Annotated in this window: 15 protein-coding genes; 11 read left to right on the top strand and 4 right to left on the bottom strand. The window is 71.5% G+C overall.

What is annotated here, in order from left to right:
• Nucleotides 1-14 precede the first annotated feature (14 nt).
• The 9 genes from ACFU7D_RS06995 (at nt 15) to ACFU7D_RS06955 (ending at nt 11,368) form a co-directional block, all read left to right on the top strand.
• Nucleotides 15-908 carry a 2-hydroxy-3-oxopropionate reductase gene (locus ACFU7D_RS06995; RefSeq protein WP_378864964.1) on the top strand — a complete coding sequence of 298 codons (894 nt, stop codon included), beginning with the start codon at nt 15-17 and terminating at the stop codon, nt 906-908.
• Nucleotide 909: 1 nt separating this feature from the next.
• Complete coding sequence (gcl, locus tag ACFU7D_RS06990; protein WP_378864961.1) at nt 910-2,685, top strand: glyoxylate carboligase; 1,776 nt, start codon at nt 910-912, stop codon at nt 2,683-2,685.
• A gap of 3 nt (nt 2,686-2,688) precedes the next feature.
• The gene (locus ACFU7D_RS06985; RefSeq protein ID WP_378864958.1) at nt 2,689-3,819 is read left to right on the top strand and encodes a glycerate kinase; all 1,131 of its coding nucleotides are present in this window, start codon (nt 2,689-2,691) and stop codon (nt 3,817-3,819) included.
• 353 nt (nt 3,820-4,172) lie between these two features.
• A complete protein-coding gene (locus ACFU7D_RS06980; RefSeq protein ID WP_378864956.1) occupies nt 4,173-5,045 on the top strand; it encodes a fumarylacetoacetate hydrolase family protein in 873 nt (290 codons plus the stop codon).
• Nucleotides 5,042-6,391 carry an allantoinase AllB gene (allB, locus tag ACFU7D_RS06975; protein ID WP_378864953.1) on the top strand — a complete coding sequence of 450 codons (1,350 nt, stop codon included), beginning with the start codon at nt 5,042-5,044 and terminating at the stop codon, nt 6,389-6,391. The genes ACFU7D_RS06980 and allB overlap by 4 nt, the downstream gene beginning before the upstream one ends.
• A complete protein-coding gene (locus tag ACFU7D_RS06970; RefSeq protein ID WP_378864950.1) occupies nt 6,388-7,236 on the top strand; it encodes a bifunctional allantoicase/(S)-ureidoglycine aminohydrolase in 849 nt (282 codons plus the stop codon). The genes allB and ACFU7D_RS06970 overlap by 4 nt, the downstream gene beginning before the upstream one ends.
• Entirely contained in the window at nt 7,236-7,970 is a 735-nt protein-coding gene (locus tag ACFU7D_RS06965; RefSeq protein WP_378864947.1) for an SDR family oxidoreductase, read from the top strand. Before ACFU7D_RS06970 ends, ACFU7D_RS06965 begins: the two co-directional genes overlap by 1 nt.
• 117 nt (nt 7,971-8,087) lie before the next feature.
• Nucleotides 8,088-10,088 carry an FAD-dependent oxidoreductase gene (locus ACFU7D_RS06960; RefSeq protein WP_378864944.1) on the top strand — a complete coding sequence of 667 codons (2,001 nt, stop codon included), beginning with the start codon at nt 8,088-8,090 and terminating at the stop codon, nt 10,086-10,088.
• The gene (locus ACFU7D_RS06955) at nt 10,088-11,368 is read left to right on the top strand and encodes a class I SAM-dependent methyltransferase (protein WP_378864941.1); all 1,281 of its coding nucleotides are present in this window, start codon (nt 10,088-10,090) and stop codon (nt 11,366-11,368) included. The genes ACFU7D_RS06960 and ACFU7D_RS06955 overlap by 1 nt, the downstream gene beginning before the upstream one ends.
• Here ACFU7D_RS06955 and ACFU7D_RS06950 read toward each other — a convergent pair whose 3' ends face one another.
• The 3 genes from ACFU7D_RS06950 to ACFU7D_RS06940 all read right to left on the bottom strand — a co-directional run bounded on the left by ACFU7D_RS06950 (nt 11,369) and on the right by ACFU7D_RS06940 (nt 14,218).
• Nucleotides 11,369-11,887 carry a hypothetical protein gene (locus ACFU7D_RS06950; RefSeq protein WP_378864938.1) on the bottom strand — a complete coding sequence of 173 codons (519 nt, stop codon included), beginning with the start codon at nt 11,885-11,887 and terminating at the stop codon, nt 11,369-11,371.
• A 70-nt stretch (nt 11,888-11,957) separates the two neighbouring features.
• Nucleotides 11,958-13,226 (bottom strand): ankyrin repeat domain-containing protein, encoded by a 1,269-nt coding sequence (locus ACFU7D_RS06945; RefSeq protein ID WP_378864935.1) that lies wholly within the window; start codon nt 13,224-13,226, stop codon nt 11,958-11,960.
• Nucleotides 13,223-14,218 carry an SMP-30/gluconolactonase/LRE family protein gene (locus ACFU7D_RS06940; RefSeq protein ID WP_378864932.1) on the bottom strand — a complete coding sequence of 332 codons (996 nt, stop codon included), beginning with the start codon at nt 14,216-14,218 and terminating at the stop codon, nt 13,223-13,225. The genes ACFU7D_RS06945 and ACFU7D_RS06940 overlap by 4 nt, the downstream gene beginning before the upstream one ends.
• Nucleotides 14,219-14,383: 165 nt before the next feature.
• Here ACFU7D_RS06940 and ACFU7D_RS06935 point away from each other — a divergent pair, with 165 nt between their 5' ends.
• On the top strand, nt 14,384-15,613 hold the full coding sequence (locus ACFU7D_RS06935; protein WP_378864929.1) for a sensor histidine kinase: 1,230 nt from the start codon (nt 14,384-14,386) through the stop codon (nt 15,611-15,613).
• A complete protein-coding gene (locus ACFU7D_RS06930) occupies nt 15,606-16,241 on the top strand; it encodes a response regulator (protein WP_378864926.1) in 636 nt (211 codons plus the stop codon). The genes ACFU7D_RS06935 and ACFU7D_RS06930 overlap by 8 nt, the downstream gene beginning before the upstream one ends.
• A gap of 22 nt (nt 16,242-16,263) precedes the next feature.
• Here ACFU7D_RS06930 and ACFU7D_RS06925 read toward each other — a convergent pair whose 3' ends face one another.
• Entirely contained in the window at nt 16,264-17,529 is a 1,266-nt protein-coding gene (locus ACFU7D_RS06925; RefSeq protein WP_378864923.1) for a serine hydrolase domain-containing protein, read from the bottom strand.
• Between the last annotated feature and the right edge of the window lie 11 nt (nt 17,530-17,540).

Here is a 17,540-nt window from a genome sequence, read left to right as displayed (position 1 = left end):
CAGGAGAGATCATCATGACCACCATCGCCTTCATCGGCCTCGGCATCATGGGCAGCCCGATGGCCGCCCACCTGGCCGGCGCCGGTCACACCGTCGCCGGCTTCGACCACAGCCCCGAGCGCACCCGGGCCCTGGCCGCGGCGGGCGGCCGGGCAGCCGAATCCACCGCCGACGCCTGCCGCGACGCCGACGTCGTCTGCATCATGGTGCCGGACTCGCCCCACGTCGAGGAGGTGCTCACCGCCGAGGCCGGCGTCTTCGAGTCAGCCCCCGCCGGCGCGCTGATCATCGACTTCTCCAGCATCCGGCCCGACGTGAGCGCGGCGCTCGCCGAGCAGGCCACGGGGCGTGGCTTCCGCATCCTCGACGCCCCGGTCTCCGGTGGCGAGGCCGGTGCCAAGAACGCGGCCCTCTCGATCATGGTCGGTGGCGAAGCCGACGACTTCGCCACCGCGAAGCCGCTCTTCGACGTCGTCGGCAAGACGATCGTCCATGTGGGCCCGAGCGGCGCCGGCCAGACGGTCAAGGCGGCCAACCAGCTCATCGTCGCCGCCAACATCCAGGCACTCTCGGAAGCGGTCGTCTTCCTCGAGGCGTACGGCGTGGACACGAAGGCCGCCCTCGAGGTGCTCGGCGGCGGGCTCGCCGGTTCGAGCGTGCTCAACCAGAAGAAGGAGAACATGCTGACCCGCTCCTTCCGGCCCGGCTTCCGGATCGACCTGCACCACAAGGACATGGGGATCGTCACCTCCGCCGCCCGCGAGGCCGGCGTCGCGGTCCCGCTCGGTTCGCTGGTCGCCCAGCTGATGGCGAGCGCACGGGCCAACGGCGACGGCGGCCTGGACCACTCCGCCCTGCTGCGCGGGGTCGAGCGGCTGAGCGGCTCCGTCACTGAGAAGGAGAACTGAGATGGCACGCATGCGCGCGGTCGACGCCGCCGTCCTGATCCTGGAGAAGGAGGGCGCGACCCAGCTGTTCGGCCTCCCCGGTGCCGCGATCAACCCGTTCTACAGCGCGATGCGTGCGCACGGTGGTCTCCACCACGTGCTCGCCCGCCACGTCGAGGCCGCCTCGCACATGGCCGAGGGCTACACCCGGGCGAAGGCCGGCAACATCGGCGTCTGCATCGGCACCTCCGGCCCGGCCGGCACCGACATGGTCACCGGTCTCTACTCGGCCTCCGCAGACTCGATCCCGATCCTGTGCATCACCGGCCAGGCGCCGGTCGCGAAGCTCCACAAGGAGGACTTCCAGGCCGTCGACATCGCCGCCATCGCGGGCCCGCTCACCAAGATGGCGGTCACCGTCATGGAGCCCGCCCAAGTCCCGGGCACCTTCCAGAAGGCGTTCCGGCTGATGCGCGAGGGGCGTCCCGGTCCGGTCCTGGTCGACCTGCCGCTCGACGTCCAGCTGGCCGAGATCGACTTCGACATCGAGACGTACGAACCCTTGCCGATCGCGAAGCCGGCGGCCAGCCGCGCTCAGGCCGAGAAGGCGCTCACCATGATGCTGGCCGCGGAGCGCCCGCTGATCGTCGCGGGCGGTGGCGTGGTCAACGCCGACGCAGCCGATCTGCTGGTCGAGCTCGCCGAGGTCACCGGCGTCCCCGTCGTCCCCACGCTGATGGGCTGGGGCACGATCCCGGACGACCACCGGCTCAACGCGGGCATGGTGGGGCTGCAGACCTCGCACCGCTACGGCAACGCGACCATGCTGGCCAGCGACTTCGTGCTCGGCATCGGCAACCGGTGGGCCAACCGCCACACCGGCTCGGTCGAGACCTACACGGCCGGACGTACGTTCGTGCACGTCGACATCGAGCCGACCCAGATCGGCCGGGTCTTCGCACCGGACTACTCGATCGTCTCCGACGCTCGCGCGGCGCTGGAGAGCCTTCTCGACGTCGCTCGCGAGTGGGCGGGCGCCGGGCGTCTCCCGGACCGGGCTGCCTGGGCCGAGGAATGCGCCGAGCGCAAGCGGACGCTTCACCGCAAGACGCACTTCGACAACGTCCCGATCAAGCCGCAGCGGGTCTACGAGGAGATGAACCGCGCCTTCGGCGCCGGCACCCGGTACGTCACCACGATCGGCCTCTCCCAGATCCAGGCCGCGCAGCTGCTGCACGTCTACCAGCCCCGGCACTGGATCAACGCCGGTCAGGCCGGTCCGCTCGGCTGGACCCTTCCGGCCGCGCTGGGGGTCGCGACCGCCGTCCCCGACGGCCAGGTCGTCGCGCTCTCGGGCGACTACGACTTCCAGTTCCTGATCGAGGAGCTGGCCGTCGGCGCCCAGTTCAACATCCCCTACATCCACGTCGTCGTGAACAACTCCTACCTCGGCCTGATCCGCCAGGCCCAGCGCGGCTTCGAGATGGACTACTGCGTCCAGCTCGCCTTCGACAACGTCAACAGCCCCGAGGTCGACGGCTACGGCGTCGACCACCTCAAGGTGGCCGAGGGGCTGGGCTGCAAGGCGATCCGGGTGACCGACCCCGCCGACCTGGGTGCCGCCTTCGAGAAGGCCAAGGCGCTTCAGGCGGAGTATCGGGTGCCGGTGCTGGTCGAGGTCATCCTCGAGCGGGTCACCAACGTCTCGATGGGCCTCGAGATCGACGGCGTCGTCGAGTTCGAGGAGCTGGCCGAGCGTGGTGAGCACGCCCCGACCGCGCTCGTCCCGCTGGACTGAGTCATGGTCCGTGTGCTGGTCGCCTCCGACAAGTTCAAGGGGTCGCTCACCGCTGCCGAGGTCGCGGCCGCGGTGAGCGCGGGGATGCGCCGGGGGCGTCCCGACGTCATCGTCGACACGATCCCCGTCGCCGACGGCGGCGACGGCACCCTGGCGGCGGCCGAGTCCGCCGGGTTCGACCTCGTCCCGGTCACGGTGACCGGACCGACCGGGTCACCGGTGAGGACCGCGTACGCCCGTCGCGACGACACCGCCGTCGTCGAGCTCGCCGACGCGGCCGGGCTCGCCCGGCTTCCCGGGGCGCCGGACCCGTTGGGCGCCTCCAGCCTCGGGGTCGGTCAGGCGATGGCGGCCGCGATCGACGCCGGCTGTCGCCGGGTGGTGCTCGGCATCGGCGGCAGCGCCAGCACCGACGGGGGAGCGGGTCTGCTCCGCGGGCTCGGCGTCCGGCTGCTCGGGGCCTCGGGCGCTCCGGTGGCCGATGGCGGCGTCGGCCTCGAGGACGTGGCCCGGCTCGACCTCACCGCTCTGTTGCGCCGGGTCGCCGGGGTCGAGATCACCGTCGCCTGCGACGTCGACAACCCGCTGACCGGGCCCCGCGGCGCGGCCGCGGTCTACGGGCCGCAGAAGGGTGCCGATCCCGACCAGGTGCGACGCCTCGACGCTGCCCTCGGCCACTGGGCCGCGGTTGTCGCGGAGGAGACCGGCGCCGACCTCCGGGACCACCCCGGCGCCGGCGCTGCCGGCGGTGTCGGGTTCGCCGCCGTCGCCCTCCTGGGCGCCGAGCTGCGCTCCGGGATCGACCTCGTGCTCGAGCTGGTCGACTTCGGCTCGGGGCTGGAGGGCGCGGCCCTCGTCGTCACCGGCGAAGGGGCTCTCGACGAGCAGACCCTGCACGGCAAGGCCCCGGCCGGGGTCGCCGCCGCGGCTGCACGCGCCGGTGTCCCGGTCGTGGCGGTCTGCGGGGTCAACCACCTCGACCACGACCGGCTGCGGGCGGCCGGGATCGGTGCTGCGTACGCCTTGATGGACATCGAACCCGACCGGCAGCGCTGCCTGAGCGATGCAGCGGCCCTGCTCGAGCAGATCGCAGAGCGGATCGCCGCCGACCATCTCGTCAAGGAGGACGTATGAGCGAGCGCCGGAATGCTCACCGAGGTAACTCGGTGAGCGGTCACCTCCTTCGTGGAGTTCTGCGAGGGGACTGCAGCGAGACCGAGGTAACTCGGTCGGTATCCGAGGAGGCGGCATAAGCGAGCGGCGGAATGCTCACCGAGGTAACTCGGTGAGCGGTCACCTCCTTCGTGGAGTTCCGCGAGGGGAGTGCAACGAGACCGAGGTAACTCGGTCGGCATCCAAGGAGGCCGCGACAGCGGCCCGCGGAATGTTCACCGAGGTAACTCGGTGAGTGCCCACCTCCTTCGTGGAGTTCCGCGAGGGGAATGCAACGAGACCGAGGTAACTCGGTCAGCATCCGAGGAGGACGCATGAGACTGCTGAGCGTGGGTACGCCGGGTGCGGAACGCCCCGCGGTCCTCGACAACAACGACGTTCTGCGCGACCTGTCGGCCGTCGTGTCGGCGATCGACGGTGACCTGCTCGGCGACCCCGAGCGGCTCCGACTGATCCGAGAGGCGGTCGCCGCGGGCGTACTTCCGAGAGTCCCCGACGGCACCCGGATCGGGCCGCCCGTGGCGAGGCCGGGCAAGGTCGTCGGGATCGGGCTCAACTACGAGGACCATGCCGAGGAGGCCGGGGTCGCGATCCCGGACGAGCCGGTCGTGTTCCTCAAGCCCTCGACCACGATCGTCGGTCCCTACGATGCGATCGAGCTGCCGCCGGGCTCGACGATGACCGACTACGAGGTCGAGCTGGGTGTGGTGATCGGGCGAAGGCTGTCCCGCTGCCCGGATCCACGACAGGCCCTGGCCGCGGTCGGCGGCTACCTCACCGCCGACGACGTCAGCGAGCGGGCGCGCATCGCGGCCGGGCCGACCTGGGCGAAGGGGAAGTGTGCCGACACGTTCACCCCCATCGGGCCGTGGCTCGTCACGTCCGACGCCGTGAACGACCCGCAGGCCCTCGCCCTGGAGCTGTGGGTCGACGGCGAGCGGCGCCAGCACGGTTCGACGACTCGGATGGCCAACAGCGTCGGCGAGCTCCTCGCCTACCTCAGTACGCTGATGACACTCGAGCCCGGCGACCTGGTGCTGACCGGGACACCTGGCGGGGTCGCAGCGTTGCGACCCGAGCCCCGGCCCTTCCTGCGCGAGGGGCACGTGGTCGAGGCCGAGGTGACCGGCCTCGGTCGCCAGCGGACCCGGGTGGTGGCAGTCGATGATGCGGAGGTGACGGTGTGAGTCGAGATCTCGATGTCGTGATCCGGGCGGCGCGGATGGTGACCCCGGAGGGTGAGACAGCGGGCAGCGTGGGAGTACGCGACGGGAAGATCGTCGCGGTCGAGCCAGGCCTGACCGCGGCCCGCGTGGTCGAGCTCGCCGACGACGAGGTGCTGATGCCCGGGGTCGTCGATGCCCACGTGCACGTCAACGACCCGGGCCGGACCGAGTGGGAGGGCTTCGCCTCGGCGACCCGTGCCGCGGCCGCCGGCGGGGTCACCACCATCGTCGATATGCCGCTCAACAGCATCCCGCCCACCTGCGACCTGCCGGCGCTCGACCTGAAGCGCAAGACGGCGGCGAGCCAGGCCTTCGTCGACATCGGCTTCTGGGGCGGCGCCATCCCCGGCAACGTCGCCGAGCTGCGACCTCTGCACGAGGCGGGCGTCTCCGGGTTCAAGTGCTTCCTGCTGCACTCGGGCGTCGACGAGTTCCCGCCGCTCGACAGTGCACAGCTCGAGCTGGCGATGCGCGAGATCGCCTCCTTCGACGGTCTGCTGATCGTCCACGCCGAGGATGCGCACTCAATCGAGCACGCGCCGGAGGCGGCGGGCGGGACGTACGAAAGATTCCTGCACAGCCGGCCGCGGGGCGCGGAGAACCTGGCCATCGCCCAGGTGATCGAGCTGGCCCGGTGGACCGGCTGCCGCGTCCACATCCTGCACGTCTCCAGCTCCGACGTGCTCGCGATGCTGGCCTCGGCCCGCCGCGACGGCGTCCCGATCACCGCGGAGACCTGCCCGCACTACCTGACCTTCGCCGCGGAGGAGATCCCCGACGGCGCGACGCAGTACAAGTGCTGCCCGCCGATCCGGGAGGCGACCAACCGCGAGCTGCTCTGGCAGGGCCTGCGCGAAGGCGTCATCGACATGGTCGTCACCGACCACTCGCCCTCGACCCCCGACCTGAAGGCGCTCGACAGCGGCGACTTCGGGGTCGCCTGGGGCGGCATCTCCTCGCTCCAGCTCGGCCTGTCGGCGGTCTGGACCGAGGCCCGGGCGCGCGGGTTCGCGCTCGCCGACGTCGCCCGCTGGATGTCCGAGGCGCCGGCCCGCCACGCAGGGTTGACGACCAAGGGGCAGATCGCGGTCGGCCACGACGCAGACTTCGCCGTCTTCGCGCCCGAGGACTCCTACGTCGTCGACGCCGCGAAGCTCCACCACAAGAACGCCGTCACGCCGTATCACGGCCGATCCCTCGCCGGCGTCGTCCGCCAGACCTGGCTGCGTGGCGAGAAGATCGACATCGAGGCCGCGCCCCAGGGCCGGCTGCTCACCCGAGTCACCCGAGAAGGAGCCCGACCATGAGCGCAGCACACAACCCTCCTGGCCGCTACTACGCCCCGACCGGCGGCCACCCGTCGCAGCGTGAGCTGACCACGGACCGGGCCGTCTTCACCGAGGCGTACGCCGTGCTCCCGCGGGGCACCATGCGCGACATCGTCACCAGCAAGCTCCCGTTCTGGGAGGGCACCCGGCTGTGGGTGATCGCCCGGCCGCTCTCGGGCTTCGCCGAGACCTTCTCCCAGTACATCGTCGAGGTCTCGCCCGGCGGCGGCAGCGACAAGCCCGAGCTCGACCCGGGTGCCGAGGGTGTCCTGTTCGTGGTCGAGGGCGCGCTGACGCTCTCGGTCGAGGGCGAGAAGCACGACCTCGCCCCCGGCGGCTACGCCTTCCTCCCGCCCGGCTCCACCTGGACGCTGCACAACACCAGCGGCCAGGTCGCCCGCTTCCACTGGATCCGCAAGGCCTACCAGCGGGTCGAGGGGATCGAGGTGCCGGAGGCGTTCGTCACCAACGAGACCGACGTCGAGGGCGGCGAGATGCCCGGCACCAACGGCGCCTGGAAGACCCAGCGGTTCGTCGACCCCGATGACGTACGCCACGACATGCACGTCAACATCGTCAGCTTCGAGCCGGGTGGCGCGATCCCGTTCCCGGAGACGCACGTGATGGAGCACGGGCTCTACGTCCTCGAGGGCAAGGCCGTCTACTTGCTCAACAAGGACTGGGTGGAGGTGCAGGAGGGCGACTTCATGTGGCTGCGGGCGTTCTGTCCGCAGGCCTGCTACGCCGGTGGACCCGACCGGTTCCGCTACCTGCTCTACAAGGACGTCAACCGGCACGCGGTCCTGTCGCGGCAGTTCACGTGATGCCGGTCGCCGTCGTCACCGGTGCCGGCTCCGGCCTGGGCAGGGTGATCGCCCAGGCCCTCGACGGGGCAGGCTTCCAGGTCGCCCTGCTCGGGCGCACCAAGGCCTTGCTCGAGGAGACCGCGTCGGTGATGGCGCGGTCCCTCGTGCTGCCGACCGATGTCACCGACGCCGCCGAGGTCGAGGCGGCGTTCGCCGCGGCCGTGGGGATGTGGGGGCGTGTGGACCTGCTGGTCAACAACGCGGGCACCTTCGGGCCGAGCGGCGACGTCGACGAGGTCGAGCCCGCGGAGTTCGCCGCAACGCTCGCGATCAACGTCACCGGCTCCTTCCTGTGCGCCCGCGAGGCCTTCGCCCAGATGAAGCGGCAGGAACCGCGCGGAGGGCGGATCATCAACAACGGCTCGATCTCCGCCCATGTACCCCGCCCCGGCAGCGCCGCCTACACCACCTCCAAGCATGCGATCACCGGCCTCACCCGCGCGCTCGCCCTCGACGGCCGCGCCCACGACATCGCCGTCGGCCAGATCGACATCGGCAACGCGGCCACCGAGATGACCGCCGGCATCGCCGTCGGCGCACGTCAGGCCGACGGCACCGTACGCCCCGAGCCGACCTTCGACCCGCAGCACGTCGCCGACGCGGTGGTCGCCATGGCCCAGCTGCCGCTCGGCGTCAGCGTGCCCACGATGACCATCCTCGCGACCGGGATGCCGTACGCCGGTCGCGGCTGACGCTCCTCGGGCCGGCGAAAAACACGACTGCCGGACCCAATCCGATTCGCCCCGGTGGCCGAAGACCGGGTGACGGCGCCTCTGCGCCGGTCGCCGCTTCGACCCCCGAGGAGCCCGATGAGCAGTCCCGACCACGAACGCCGCCGGATCGCGGTGGTGGGCAGTGGTGTGGCCGGCCTGACCGCGGCGTACATCGCGTCGCGGCACGGCACGGTCACGCTCTTCGAGGCCGATGACCGGCTGGGTGGTCACGCCGACACCCACCGCGTCACCGCGCCCGACGGGAGCGAGCTGGCGATCGATACCGGGTTCATCGTGCACAACCGGCGTACGTATCCGACGCTGCTTCGTCTCTTCGCCGAGCTCGACGTGCCGACGCAGGTCTCCGAGATGTCGATGTCGGTGCGCTCGCAGAGCGCCGAGGTGGAGTACGCCGGTGCGCGCGGGCTGCGCGGGGTGCTGCCCGACCGCCGTGCGTTCCGCCCGGCGCACCTGCGGATGCTCACCGAGATCCCACGGTTCCATCGGGCCGCCCGCGGGCTCCTCGCGCGCGAGGAGCCCGACGATCGCACCCTCGAGGCGTTCCTGGACGAGCACGGGTTCACGCCGCACTTCCGCCGCCACTTCATGGCGCCGCTGGTCGCTGCGGTGTGGTCCTGCGACCCGGACACGGCGCTGAGCTACCCGGCCCGCTACCTCTTCGAGTTCCTCGGGCACCACGGGATGCTGCAGGTCTTCGGATCGCCGCGCTGGCGCACGGTCACGGGCGGGTCCGCGACGTACGTCGAGAGGGTCGCCGCCGCGATCCGCGGCCGTGGCGGGCGGGTGCTGACCTCGACGAAGGTCGTGAACGTGGTCGAGACCGGCGCGGGTGTCGAGATCACCGACGGCAACGGGCGCACCGAGCTCTTCGACGCGGCCGTGCTGGCGTCTCATCCGGGACAGTCACTGGCGATGCTCGGAGAGCCGACGGCGGCCCAGCGGGAGATCCTGGGTGGGTTCCCGTACTCCGCCAACCAGGCTCAGCTGCACACCGACACCAGCGTCCTGCCGAGCAACGAGCGCGCCCGGTCCTCGTGGAACTACCTCGAGCGTCCCGGCCGCGGTCAGGTCACGGTCACCTACGACCTGACCCGCTTGATGCGGCTGCCGGCCCCCGGAGGCGTACGTCACCTGGTCACGCTCGGCGGCGCCGACCTGATCGACCCGGCGAAGGTCATCGCCACCATGGAGTACGAGCACCCGCTCTACACCCCGGAGTCGGTGGCCGCTCAACAGCGTGCCGACGAGCTCGACTCCGACGCGCTGGTCTTCGCCGGCGCCTGGCGTGGCTGGGGATTCCACGAGGACGGCGCCCGCTCAGGGGCCCGGGCGGCCGAGCGGCTGGGGCTGTCATGGACGAACCCTGCCGAGCGGCCCGACGACGTGACCGGCGTTTATCGCACCACGATCAGTCACACCCGGCGGGGGCCGCTGCGGAACCGGTTCGTGCACCGCTCCCACTGGCAGGTGGTCGACCTGGATTGGCTACCCGATCGCGGGCCCCTCGGCCGCTTCGAGGCACGTGACCATCTCGGCGACCCCGAGCTCTCGATCCGGGAGAACCTCGCCGCGTTCCTGAAGCTCCACGACATCGACCTGGCGGACGCGCGGGTGTTGATGGCGGCCCAGCCGAGGGCCTTCGGGTTCAGCTTCAACCCGATCAGCGTCTACTGGTGCACAGCCGCCTCCGGAGAGCCGCTGGCCACCGTCGTCGAGGTGCACAACACCTACGGCGACCGGCACGCCTACCTCGTCCACCCCGACGAGCGGCATCGGGCACAGGTCGCCAAGGCGATGTACGTCTCGCCGTTCCACGGCGTCGACGGCCACTACGAGCTGATCGTGCCGCCACCCGACGGGCGACTCCGGGTCGCCGTCCGGCTCACCACCGAGGACGGGACCGTCTTCGACGCCTCCGTCCGCGGCTCCCGGGTCGAAGGGCGGTTCGGGGACACGCTCCGTTCCGCTCCCGCCGCGCTTCTCGGCGCGGTCTGGATCCGCATTCACGGCGTAGCGCTGTGGCTACGTCGCCTACCGGTCCGGAGACGGCCGCCGCACCACCAGGAAGGTGTCTGATGAAGACCATCGAAGCCCCCACCGCCCAGGCCCTGGAGGGCAACCGCTGGCCGATGCTGGAGGAGACGCCCACCGGCCCGGTGGCCCGTGGCGCCGCGGCGGCCGCGGCGACCCTGTTCGGGGCCGCCACGAGGCGGCTCGGGATCAGCGTGAGCGAGGACGGCAGCCCGGCCGACATCGTGCTGCACCGGCCCGAGGAGTTCTACGCCAGGCTCGGCCGGCACGGGCTGATCGGGTTCGGCGAGGCGTACCTGACCGGTGCCTGGGACGCTCCGGCGCTGGGGGAGACGCTGACCGTCCTGTGCCGCGACGTCACGGGTCTGCTGCCCGGGTGGGCACAGCGGGCGAGCGCGGTCTATGAGCGGCGCCGTGGGGCGAAGGACCTGAACACCCCGGAGAACGCGCGCGAGCACATCGGGCACCACTACGACCTGTCCAACGACTTCTTCGCGCTCTTCCTCGACCCCACGATGAGCTACTCCTCGGCGCTGTTCTCCTCGCTCCCCTCCACGGAGGACCTGGCGACCGCACAGCACCGCAAGATCGACCGGATCCTCGATGAGGCGGGCGTCGGCGAAGGGACCAGGGTGCTCGAGATCGGCACCGGGTGGGGGGAGCTCGCGCTCCGGGCGGCGGCCCGGGGCGCCCAGGTCACCTCGGTGACCCTCTCCGTGGAGCAGGCCGCGCTGGCCCGGCAGCGGATCGCCGCGGCTGGGCTCGGTGACCGGGTGGATGTCGAGCTGCGCGACTACCGCGCCGTGGTCGGGACGTACGACGCGGTGGTCTCGGTCGAGATGATCGAGGCGGTCGGGGAACGGTTCTGGCCGGCGTACTTCGCGAAGATCGACGAGGTCCTGGCCCCGGGCGGCACCGCGGTCATCCAGGCGATCACGATGCCGCACGACCGGATGCTGGCCACCCGGAACACGGAGACCTGGATCACCAAGTACATCTTCCCCGGTGGGCTGCTGCCCTCGACCGAGGCGATCACCGAGGTGACCGAGGCGCACACCGGACTCCGGGTGCGTAGCCGGCTCTCCTTCGGTCCCCACTACGCCGAGACCCTGCGGCGCTGGGACCAGGCTCTGGGCGACCGCGCCGACGAGGTCAGGGAGCTCGGGTTCGACGAGACCTTCCTGCGGATGTGGCACTTCTACCTGGAGTACTCCCGCGCCGGGTTCGCCGCCGGCTACATCGATGTCCAGCAGCTCACGTTCACGCGCGACGAGGCCCCGACCGGCGGGGGAACCGGTCAGGGCCCCGGGTTCGTGGGCCACTGATCAGGCCACGGCCAGCAGGATCAGGCCGAGCGCAGAGCCGACGAACACGACGGTGTTGCGGGCCTTCTGGAGGGTCCAGGTCCAGTCCGGGAAGCCCGCCTCGGCGACCTGGAGCAGGGCCGGAACATCGACGCCGGCCAGCTCGGGGTCGTTCTTGCGGCGGAAGGCGGCCTGCACCGAACGCACCGCGGTCAGGTTGCTGTAGACGATGACGCAGTTGCCGAGGAACAGCAACGACAGCACCACCAGGTTCACCGGGCGCATCCATTCGAACCCGGCGAGGGTGAGACCCGCCGCCGTCACGAGCAACAAGGCGATGCCGCCAGGTGCCCACCACTCGTGCCCGCTGGCGTCGAACCGCATGCCGTTCTCGCGCAGGGCGCTGGTGCGTACGCCTTGACGGGCGAGCTCGGCCTCGGCGTCGGCCATGGCGCGGGCGCCGTAACGGTGCCGCACGATCGGGATGCTCAGGAAGGCCGCGGCGGCTGCTAGCTCGACGGCGATGATGACTGCGTTCATGGTGGTGCTCCTCTTCGCTGGTATCGGTGAGCACCACTGTCCGGGTATGACGCAGCGTCAAGGTCAAGGGTCAGCCGCCGCGCTGTTCGATGATCTGCGCGATCTCGGTGAACCCGCGGCTGCGTGCGTGCTCAAGCGGAGTCACGCCGTCGCGGTCGGCGATGCTCGGGTCGGCGCCGTTCTCGAGCAGGCTGCGGACGACGCGTTGCCAGCGGTCGGAGCCCTCGCCGAGGATCACGGCCTCGAGGAGTGCGGTCCAGCCGAGGTCGTTGACGTGGTCGATGTCGATCTTGGTGCGAGCGACCCGCTCGACATAGTCAGCATGACCGCGCTCGCTGGCGGGGATGATCGAGAGACCGCCGTAGCGGTTGCGTACGGTCAGGTCCGGGTCGACGCCGAGCAGCAGCTCGGCCATCGGGACGCTCCCGGTCACACCGGTGACCAGCCAGGGCGTGTCGTGCTGGCCGTCGAGGGCGTCCGGGTCGGCCCCCAGGTGCACGAGCAGACGGGCCGTGGTGAGGTGGTCGTCGGTGACGGCGAGCAGCAGCGGCGTACGCCGGTTGCCGTCTCTGGCCTCCAGATCGGCGCCGCCCCGGAGGGCCGCCGCGGCCGAGTCCGCATCGCCGGCCGAAGCGGCCCGCAGAAGCTGAGGATCACCATCGGCGACCCCGGAAGAAACCGTACGCAGCGTCGAGACGATCGCGTCGAAACCGCGCTCCTCGGCGTGCTCCAGGGCGGTCTTCCCGTCCCGGCCGGCCACGATCGAGATGTCCACGCCGGCCGCGACGAGCACCCGCACGGTGTCGGCGGCGTCCGGGCCGTCGTCACCCAGCACGATCGCCTCGTGCAGCGCGGTCCAGCCCAGGTTGTTGACGTGGTCGAGGTCGATCCCGGCCTGCACCAGACGCCCCACGACGTCGGCGTGGCCGCGTTCGGCGGCGCGGATCAGCGCGGTGCCGTCGTAGGAGTCCTTGGCGTTGATCTCGGCGCCGTTGCGGAGGGTCAGGTCGAGCAGGTCGACGTAGCCCTCGCTCGCGGCGATGAGGTACGCGCTCTGCTGGGTGTCGTCCTCGTGGTTGACGTCCGCACCGGCCTGGATCAGCTCGCGGGCGCGGGCCACGTCGTTGTCCCATGCGGCCTTGATCAGCTGCTCGTTCATCCGCTGTCGCTCCTCGGGGTCGGGGGTGTTCTCCGCCCTTGTCGTCGGGGCGGGCGCCGAGCTCGACGGAGAGCTCGATGGAGACGGTTCGGCGGTCTCCGGCGGCGCCGCGGCGCAGCCTGCCAGAAGCACGGTCAGCGCCGCGGCGGCCAGCGACCACCGCAGGGGAGAGACGGTCATCGCGGCATCCGTGCGGTGACGATCTCGTACGGCCCCTGCGCGGTCTGCTCGTCGAAGTGGCTGTCGACCAGCAGCATCCGGCCGTTCAGCAGCTTCCCGGTGGTGAGGACGCGGTCAGGGTCGGTGGCGCGCGAGGAGACGTGGTCGGCCGAGGTCGCGGAGCGGTTCAGCTCGAGGTGCACGATCTGCTTGTCGAAGTTGCGGATCACGGCGAGGTCGCGGCCCTGCCGGATCAGGCCGTCGGCGTTGCGCAGGTTCGCGCCGTCGGTGTCGATCGCGCTGACCTCGCCGGTCGCGATCGAGAAGCGCCACAGCTGCCCGGTGTTGCCCTGGGCGACCACGAAGGCGGAGCGGTCCTGGCTGAGCACGATGCCGCCGAGGTTGAAGCCTTCTTGACGGCTGATCAGCGAGCTGCCGTCGGCCCACTCGGTCGCCGCCCAGCCGTCGACACCCTCGGCGACGCGGATGATCGTCGGGTCGTTGGAGTTGGTGAAGTACGCAGCCCCGTCCGGCCCGATCGCGACGTCGTTCAGGAACGCGTCGTTGTCGGGAACGCGGAGCGCGGCCAACAGCTCGCCCGACGGGCTGTAGACCCACAGGTCGGGACGGTCGTTGCCGGTGCCGTTCGGGCCGCCGGCGATGTAGATGCGGCCCTCGTCGTCGACGGTGATCCCGCGGGCGGTGTAGCGGCCGTCGGTGCCGTCACCGGCCAGCCACTCCTCGGCCTGGGCACGGTCGGCGGAGCCGCGCTGGATCTCGCCGCCGGTGACCTCGCTGACGTAGAACCTGCCGGACCTCTGGTCGACGCCGATGCCCTCGAACTTCGAGCCGCCCTGGGCCGACGGGTCGCCCTCGAGCAGGTAGCTCGCCGGCCGGCCGTGGCCCTGCGCGGCGTTGGCGGCGGTGCCCATGCCGAGGCCGGCGACGGACAGGGTGGCCGTGGCGGCGATGCCGGCCAGGCCGGCGAGGGCGGCGATTCGGGACGTACGCATGGGTGGTTCTCCTCCGGTTGTTCGGGCTGATGTATCAACCATCGCCGTCGGGGAGGGGCCCGGGCATCGGGTGACCGGCGACGTCTGGATAGCCGTCCGGCGACACTCCGGATAGCCGATCGGATGATGCCGGGGACGCCGCGACCGGCCTAGCCTGGAACGATCATGTCGACCGATACTCCTCGCGCCGGTGGGATCCTGGCCGGCCAGTCGCTGCTGGACCGCTGGCTCCACATCTCACTGGTGGTGCTCGTCGTTGCCTCGGTCGCTCGCTATCTCCAGGGCCACGGCCTCGGTGACCAGGCCGAGGTGGTCCTGCCCGGCGCCGCCCTCCTCCTGATCGCGTACGCCGCGGGCCGCCGCCTCGCAGGCACGGCCGCGATCGTGTGGCTGGCCGCTGTGGTCGCCTGCTGGACGGTGCTGGCGCTGATCGCGCCGTCGTTCTCGTGGGCCGCGGTGCCGCTGGTCTTCCTCGCGCTGCGGATCCTGCCGTTCCGGTGGGCGGTGGCCGCCACGGTGTTCCTGGTCGCGGTCGTCGCGGTCGCCTGGAGCCGGATGACCGGCCTGGCCGACCCGACCGTCCTCCTCGGGCCGGTCTGCGTGGCCGTGCTCGCGGTGACCGCCTACCGCGCTCTCGAGCGCGACGCGGTCACCCGGCGCGCGCTCCTGGCAGACCTCGAGGCGGCCCAGGACGAGGTCGCCGACGCTGAGCGCCGAGCCGGCGTCGTGGCCGAACGTGCGCGACTGAGCCGGGAGATCCACGACAGCGTCGCCCAGGGCCTGACCAGCATCAACCTGCTGCTCCAGGCGGCCGACCAGGAGTGGAAGCCGCGCCCGGCCGATGCCCGTGACCACGTCGACCAGGCGGCCGCGATGGCCCGCTCCTCGCTGGACGAGGCGCGACGGGTCGTCCGCGACCTCGCCCCCACCGAGCTGACCGGCGGATCGGCGCTGGTCACCGCCGTACGCCAGGTCGCCGACGACGTCGCCGCCACCACCGGGCTCAGCGTCCCGGTCCACGTCCACGGTGACCCGCACGAGGTCGGCGGCCGCGTGGCGACGGCCGTCGTCCGCACCCTGCGCGGCGCCCTCGCCAACGTCGCCGAGCACGCCGGCGCGACCACGGCGGTCGTCTCTCTCACGTTCCACGAGGGCGGGGTCGCCCTGGACGTACGCGACGACGGGACCGGGTTCGAGCCGGCCCGACTGAAGGAGTCCGACGGGCTGCGCGGACACGGCCTGGCCGGCATGCGCGCTCGCGCCCGCCTGCTGGGTGGAGACTTGGTCATCGAGAGCGCCCCGGGCGAGGGCACGGTGCTCGCGGCCTCGTTCGCGGCCGGACAGGCAGCATCCACTCAGGCAGCATCCACTCAGGGGGAGGAACGTCGTGGCTGAGCAACGCATCCGGGTGGTGCTGGTGGACGACCACCCGGTCGTCCGGGCAGGCGTACGCGCCTTGGTCGATGCCCAGGACGACCTGGACGTGGTCGGCGAGGCGGCCGACTCGGCCCAGGCCGTCGCGGTCGTCGGCGAGACGCAGCCGGACGTGGTGCTGATGGACCTCAGCCTCGGCGACGGACCGGGCGGTGCGGAGACCACCCGGCTGGTCCGCGAGCTGCCCTCGCCGCCGCAGGTGCTGGTGCTGACGACCTATGACACCGAGGCCGACGTGCTCGACGCCGTCGACGCCGGTGCGGCGGGCTACCTGCTCAAGGACGCGCCGCCCGACGAGCTGTTCCGCGCGATCCGGGGCACCGCACGAGGAGAGACGGTGCTGGCCCCGTCGGTCGCCACCCGGCTGCTGCAGCGGGCCGCCTCGCCGACACCGAAGGTGAGCCCGCGCGAGGTCGAGATCCTGCGGCTGCTCGCCAAGGGCCTGGGCAACAAGGAGATGGCCCGCGAGCTGCTGGTCAGCGAGGCGACGGTCAAGTCGCACCTCTCCCACATCTACACCAAGCTCGGCGTCGACACCCGAGCCGGCGCCGTCGCCACGGCCATCGAGCGCCGTATCCTGCGACCCTGACCGGGCGACGGCGAACCGGGCTTCAGCAGGTCGCGAGCAGCATCGGCTCCAGCAGGAGGCCGAGGTCGTAGGGCGGCTCGGTGGCGCCGGTGTAGTCGCGGCCGGTCCAGGCGAGGGTGACCTGACGCTCGCCGTCGCGCGAGCTCCAGTTGATCGACTGGGTGCCGAAGTGGGCGCCGTCGTGGCCGTAGAGGTATTCACCCTCCGTGCAGGGATCGGCGACGCGATAGATGCCCAGTCCGTAGTCGGGGTCGGCGCTGCCAGAGCGAGGCGGGAGCATGGCGTCGACCGATGCCGGTGAGACCAGCTCACCGGTCAGCAGCGCCTCGTTGAGCGAGGCCAGGTCACGGGTGGTGCTGGTCGCGGCCCCGGAGGCGTGGAAGACGCTCGGGTCCAGGTCGGTCAGGGCCCGCCATCCGGTCTGGTCGATCTTGGCCGCACCCTCGAGGAACGGTCCGCGGTTGTGCGAGGTCTTCGGGTAGTCGGTGCGGAGCATGCCGGCCGGCCAGAAGATGCGCCGGTGGAGCAGGTCATCGAGATCTCGGCCGGTCTCCTTCTCGAGCATGACGCCGAGGGCGACGTAGCCGTAGTTGGAGTAGGAGAAGTCGGTGCCCGGCTCGAAGAGCCAGGGGACCGAGCGCATCGCGGCCAGGTGCTCGGCCTCGGTGTAGTGCTGACCGACGGCGTCGATGAGCTGCTCCAACGAGTCGGGGTCCTCGACGCGGGTCAGCAGCAGCTCCTCGGGGCCGCGCGGGGCCCCGGAGCGGTGGCTGAGCAGGTGCTCGATCGTGACGCCGGCAGGAAAGATCCCGGGCAGTACGTCCTCGGCCGGGGTGTCCAGACTCCAGGTGCCGCGCTCGACCTCCTGCATGACCAGGGTCGCGATCATCGTCTTGGTGTTGCTGGCGACGTGGAACCTGTCGAAGGCCCGGACGTCGCGCTCGGTGCCCGCCTCGCGTACGCCGCCTGCCCCCGTCCACGTCAGACCCGGAGCCTCGACCCGGGCGGTGACGCCGAGGGCGCCGTCGGCGATGACCGCGTCGACGGCTCGGTCGAGCTCGGCGGCAGCCGGAGTCGACGACAGGGCCTTGAACCCCTGCTGCTTGGCCGCCGCCCGCTCGGCGATCGCGGTCGCTTCCCGGGTCAGCGCCGTCGGGTCCGGCGCAACGGCCGCGGGCCCGCGATCAGGATCGGGATCAGGCTGGGCGTACGCGGCCGGCACGGCCGTCAGAGGAAGAAGCACCGCGGCGATCGCTGCGGCGCCCGTGCGGACGATGGTCCGAGACATGGCTGCTCCTG

This window comes from Nocardioides sp. NPDC057577 (assembly GCF_042801335.1).
Classification (GTDB): Bacteria; Actinomycetota; Actinomycetes; order Propionibacteriales; family Nocardioidaceae; genus Nocardioides.
Note: the sequence above shows the minus strand (reverse complement) of the source record. Positions and strands in the feature narration are given on the sequence as shown.

Excerpts from the sequence above, each read along its gene's own strand:
- ACFU7D_RS06995 (WP_378864964.1), top strand. The coding sequence starts at position 15 with ATGACCACCATCGCCTTCATCGGCCTCGGCATCATGGGCAGCCCGATG.
- gcl (WP_378864961.1), top strand. The coding sequence starts at position 910 with ATGGCACGCATGCGCGCGGTCGACGCCGCCGTCCTGATCCTGGAGAAG.
- ACFU7D_RS06985 (WP_378864958.1), top strand. The coding sequence starts at position 2,689 with ATGGTCCGTGTGCTGGTCGCCTCCGACAAGTTCAAGGGGTCGCTCACC.
- ACFU7D_RS06980 (WP_378864956.1), top strand. The coding sequence starts at position 4,173 with ATGAGACTGCTGAGCGTGGGTACGCCGGGTGCGGAACGCCCCGCGGTC.
- ACFU7D_RS06970 (WP_378864950.1), top strand. The coding sequence starts at position 6,388 with ATGAGCGCAGCACACAACCCTCCTGGCCGCTACTACGCCCCGACCGGC.
- ACFU7D_RS06965 (WP_378864947.1), top strand. The coding sequence starts at position 7,236 with ATGCCGGTCGCCGTCGTCACCGGTGCCGGCTCCGGCCTGGGCAGGGTG.
- ACFU7D_RS06960 (WP_378864944.1), top strand. The coding sequence starts at position 8,088 with ATGAGCAGTCCCGACCACGAACGCCGCCGGATCGCGGTGGTGGGCAGT.
- ACFU7D_RS06955 (WP_378864941.1), top strand. The coding sequence starts at position 10,088 with ATGAAGACCATCGAAGCCCCCACCGCCCAGGCCCTGGAGGGCAACCGC.
- ACFU7D_RS06950 (WP_378864938.1), bottom strand. The coding sequence starts at position 11,887 with ATGAACGCAGTCATCATCGCCGTCGAGCTAGCAGCCGCCGCGGCCTTC.
- ACFU7D_RS06945 (WP_378864935.1), bottom strand. The coding sequence starts at position 13,226 with ATGACCGTCTCTCCCCTGCGGTGGTCGCTGGCCGCCGCGGCGCTGACC.
- ACFU7D_RS06940 (WP_378864932.1), bottom strand. The coding sequence starts at position 14,218 with ATGCGTACGTCCCGAATCGCCGCCCTCGCCGGCCTGGCCGGCATCGCC.
- ACFU7D_RS06935 (WP_378864929.1), top strand. The coding sequence starts at position 14,384 with ATGTCGACCGATACTCCTCGCGCCGGTGGGATCCTGGCCGGCCAGTCG.
- ACFU7D_RS06925 (WP_378864923.1), bottom strand. The coding sequence starts at position 17,529 with ATGTCTCGGACCATCGTCCGCACGGGCGCCGCAGCGATCGCCGCGGTG.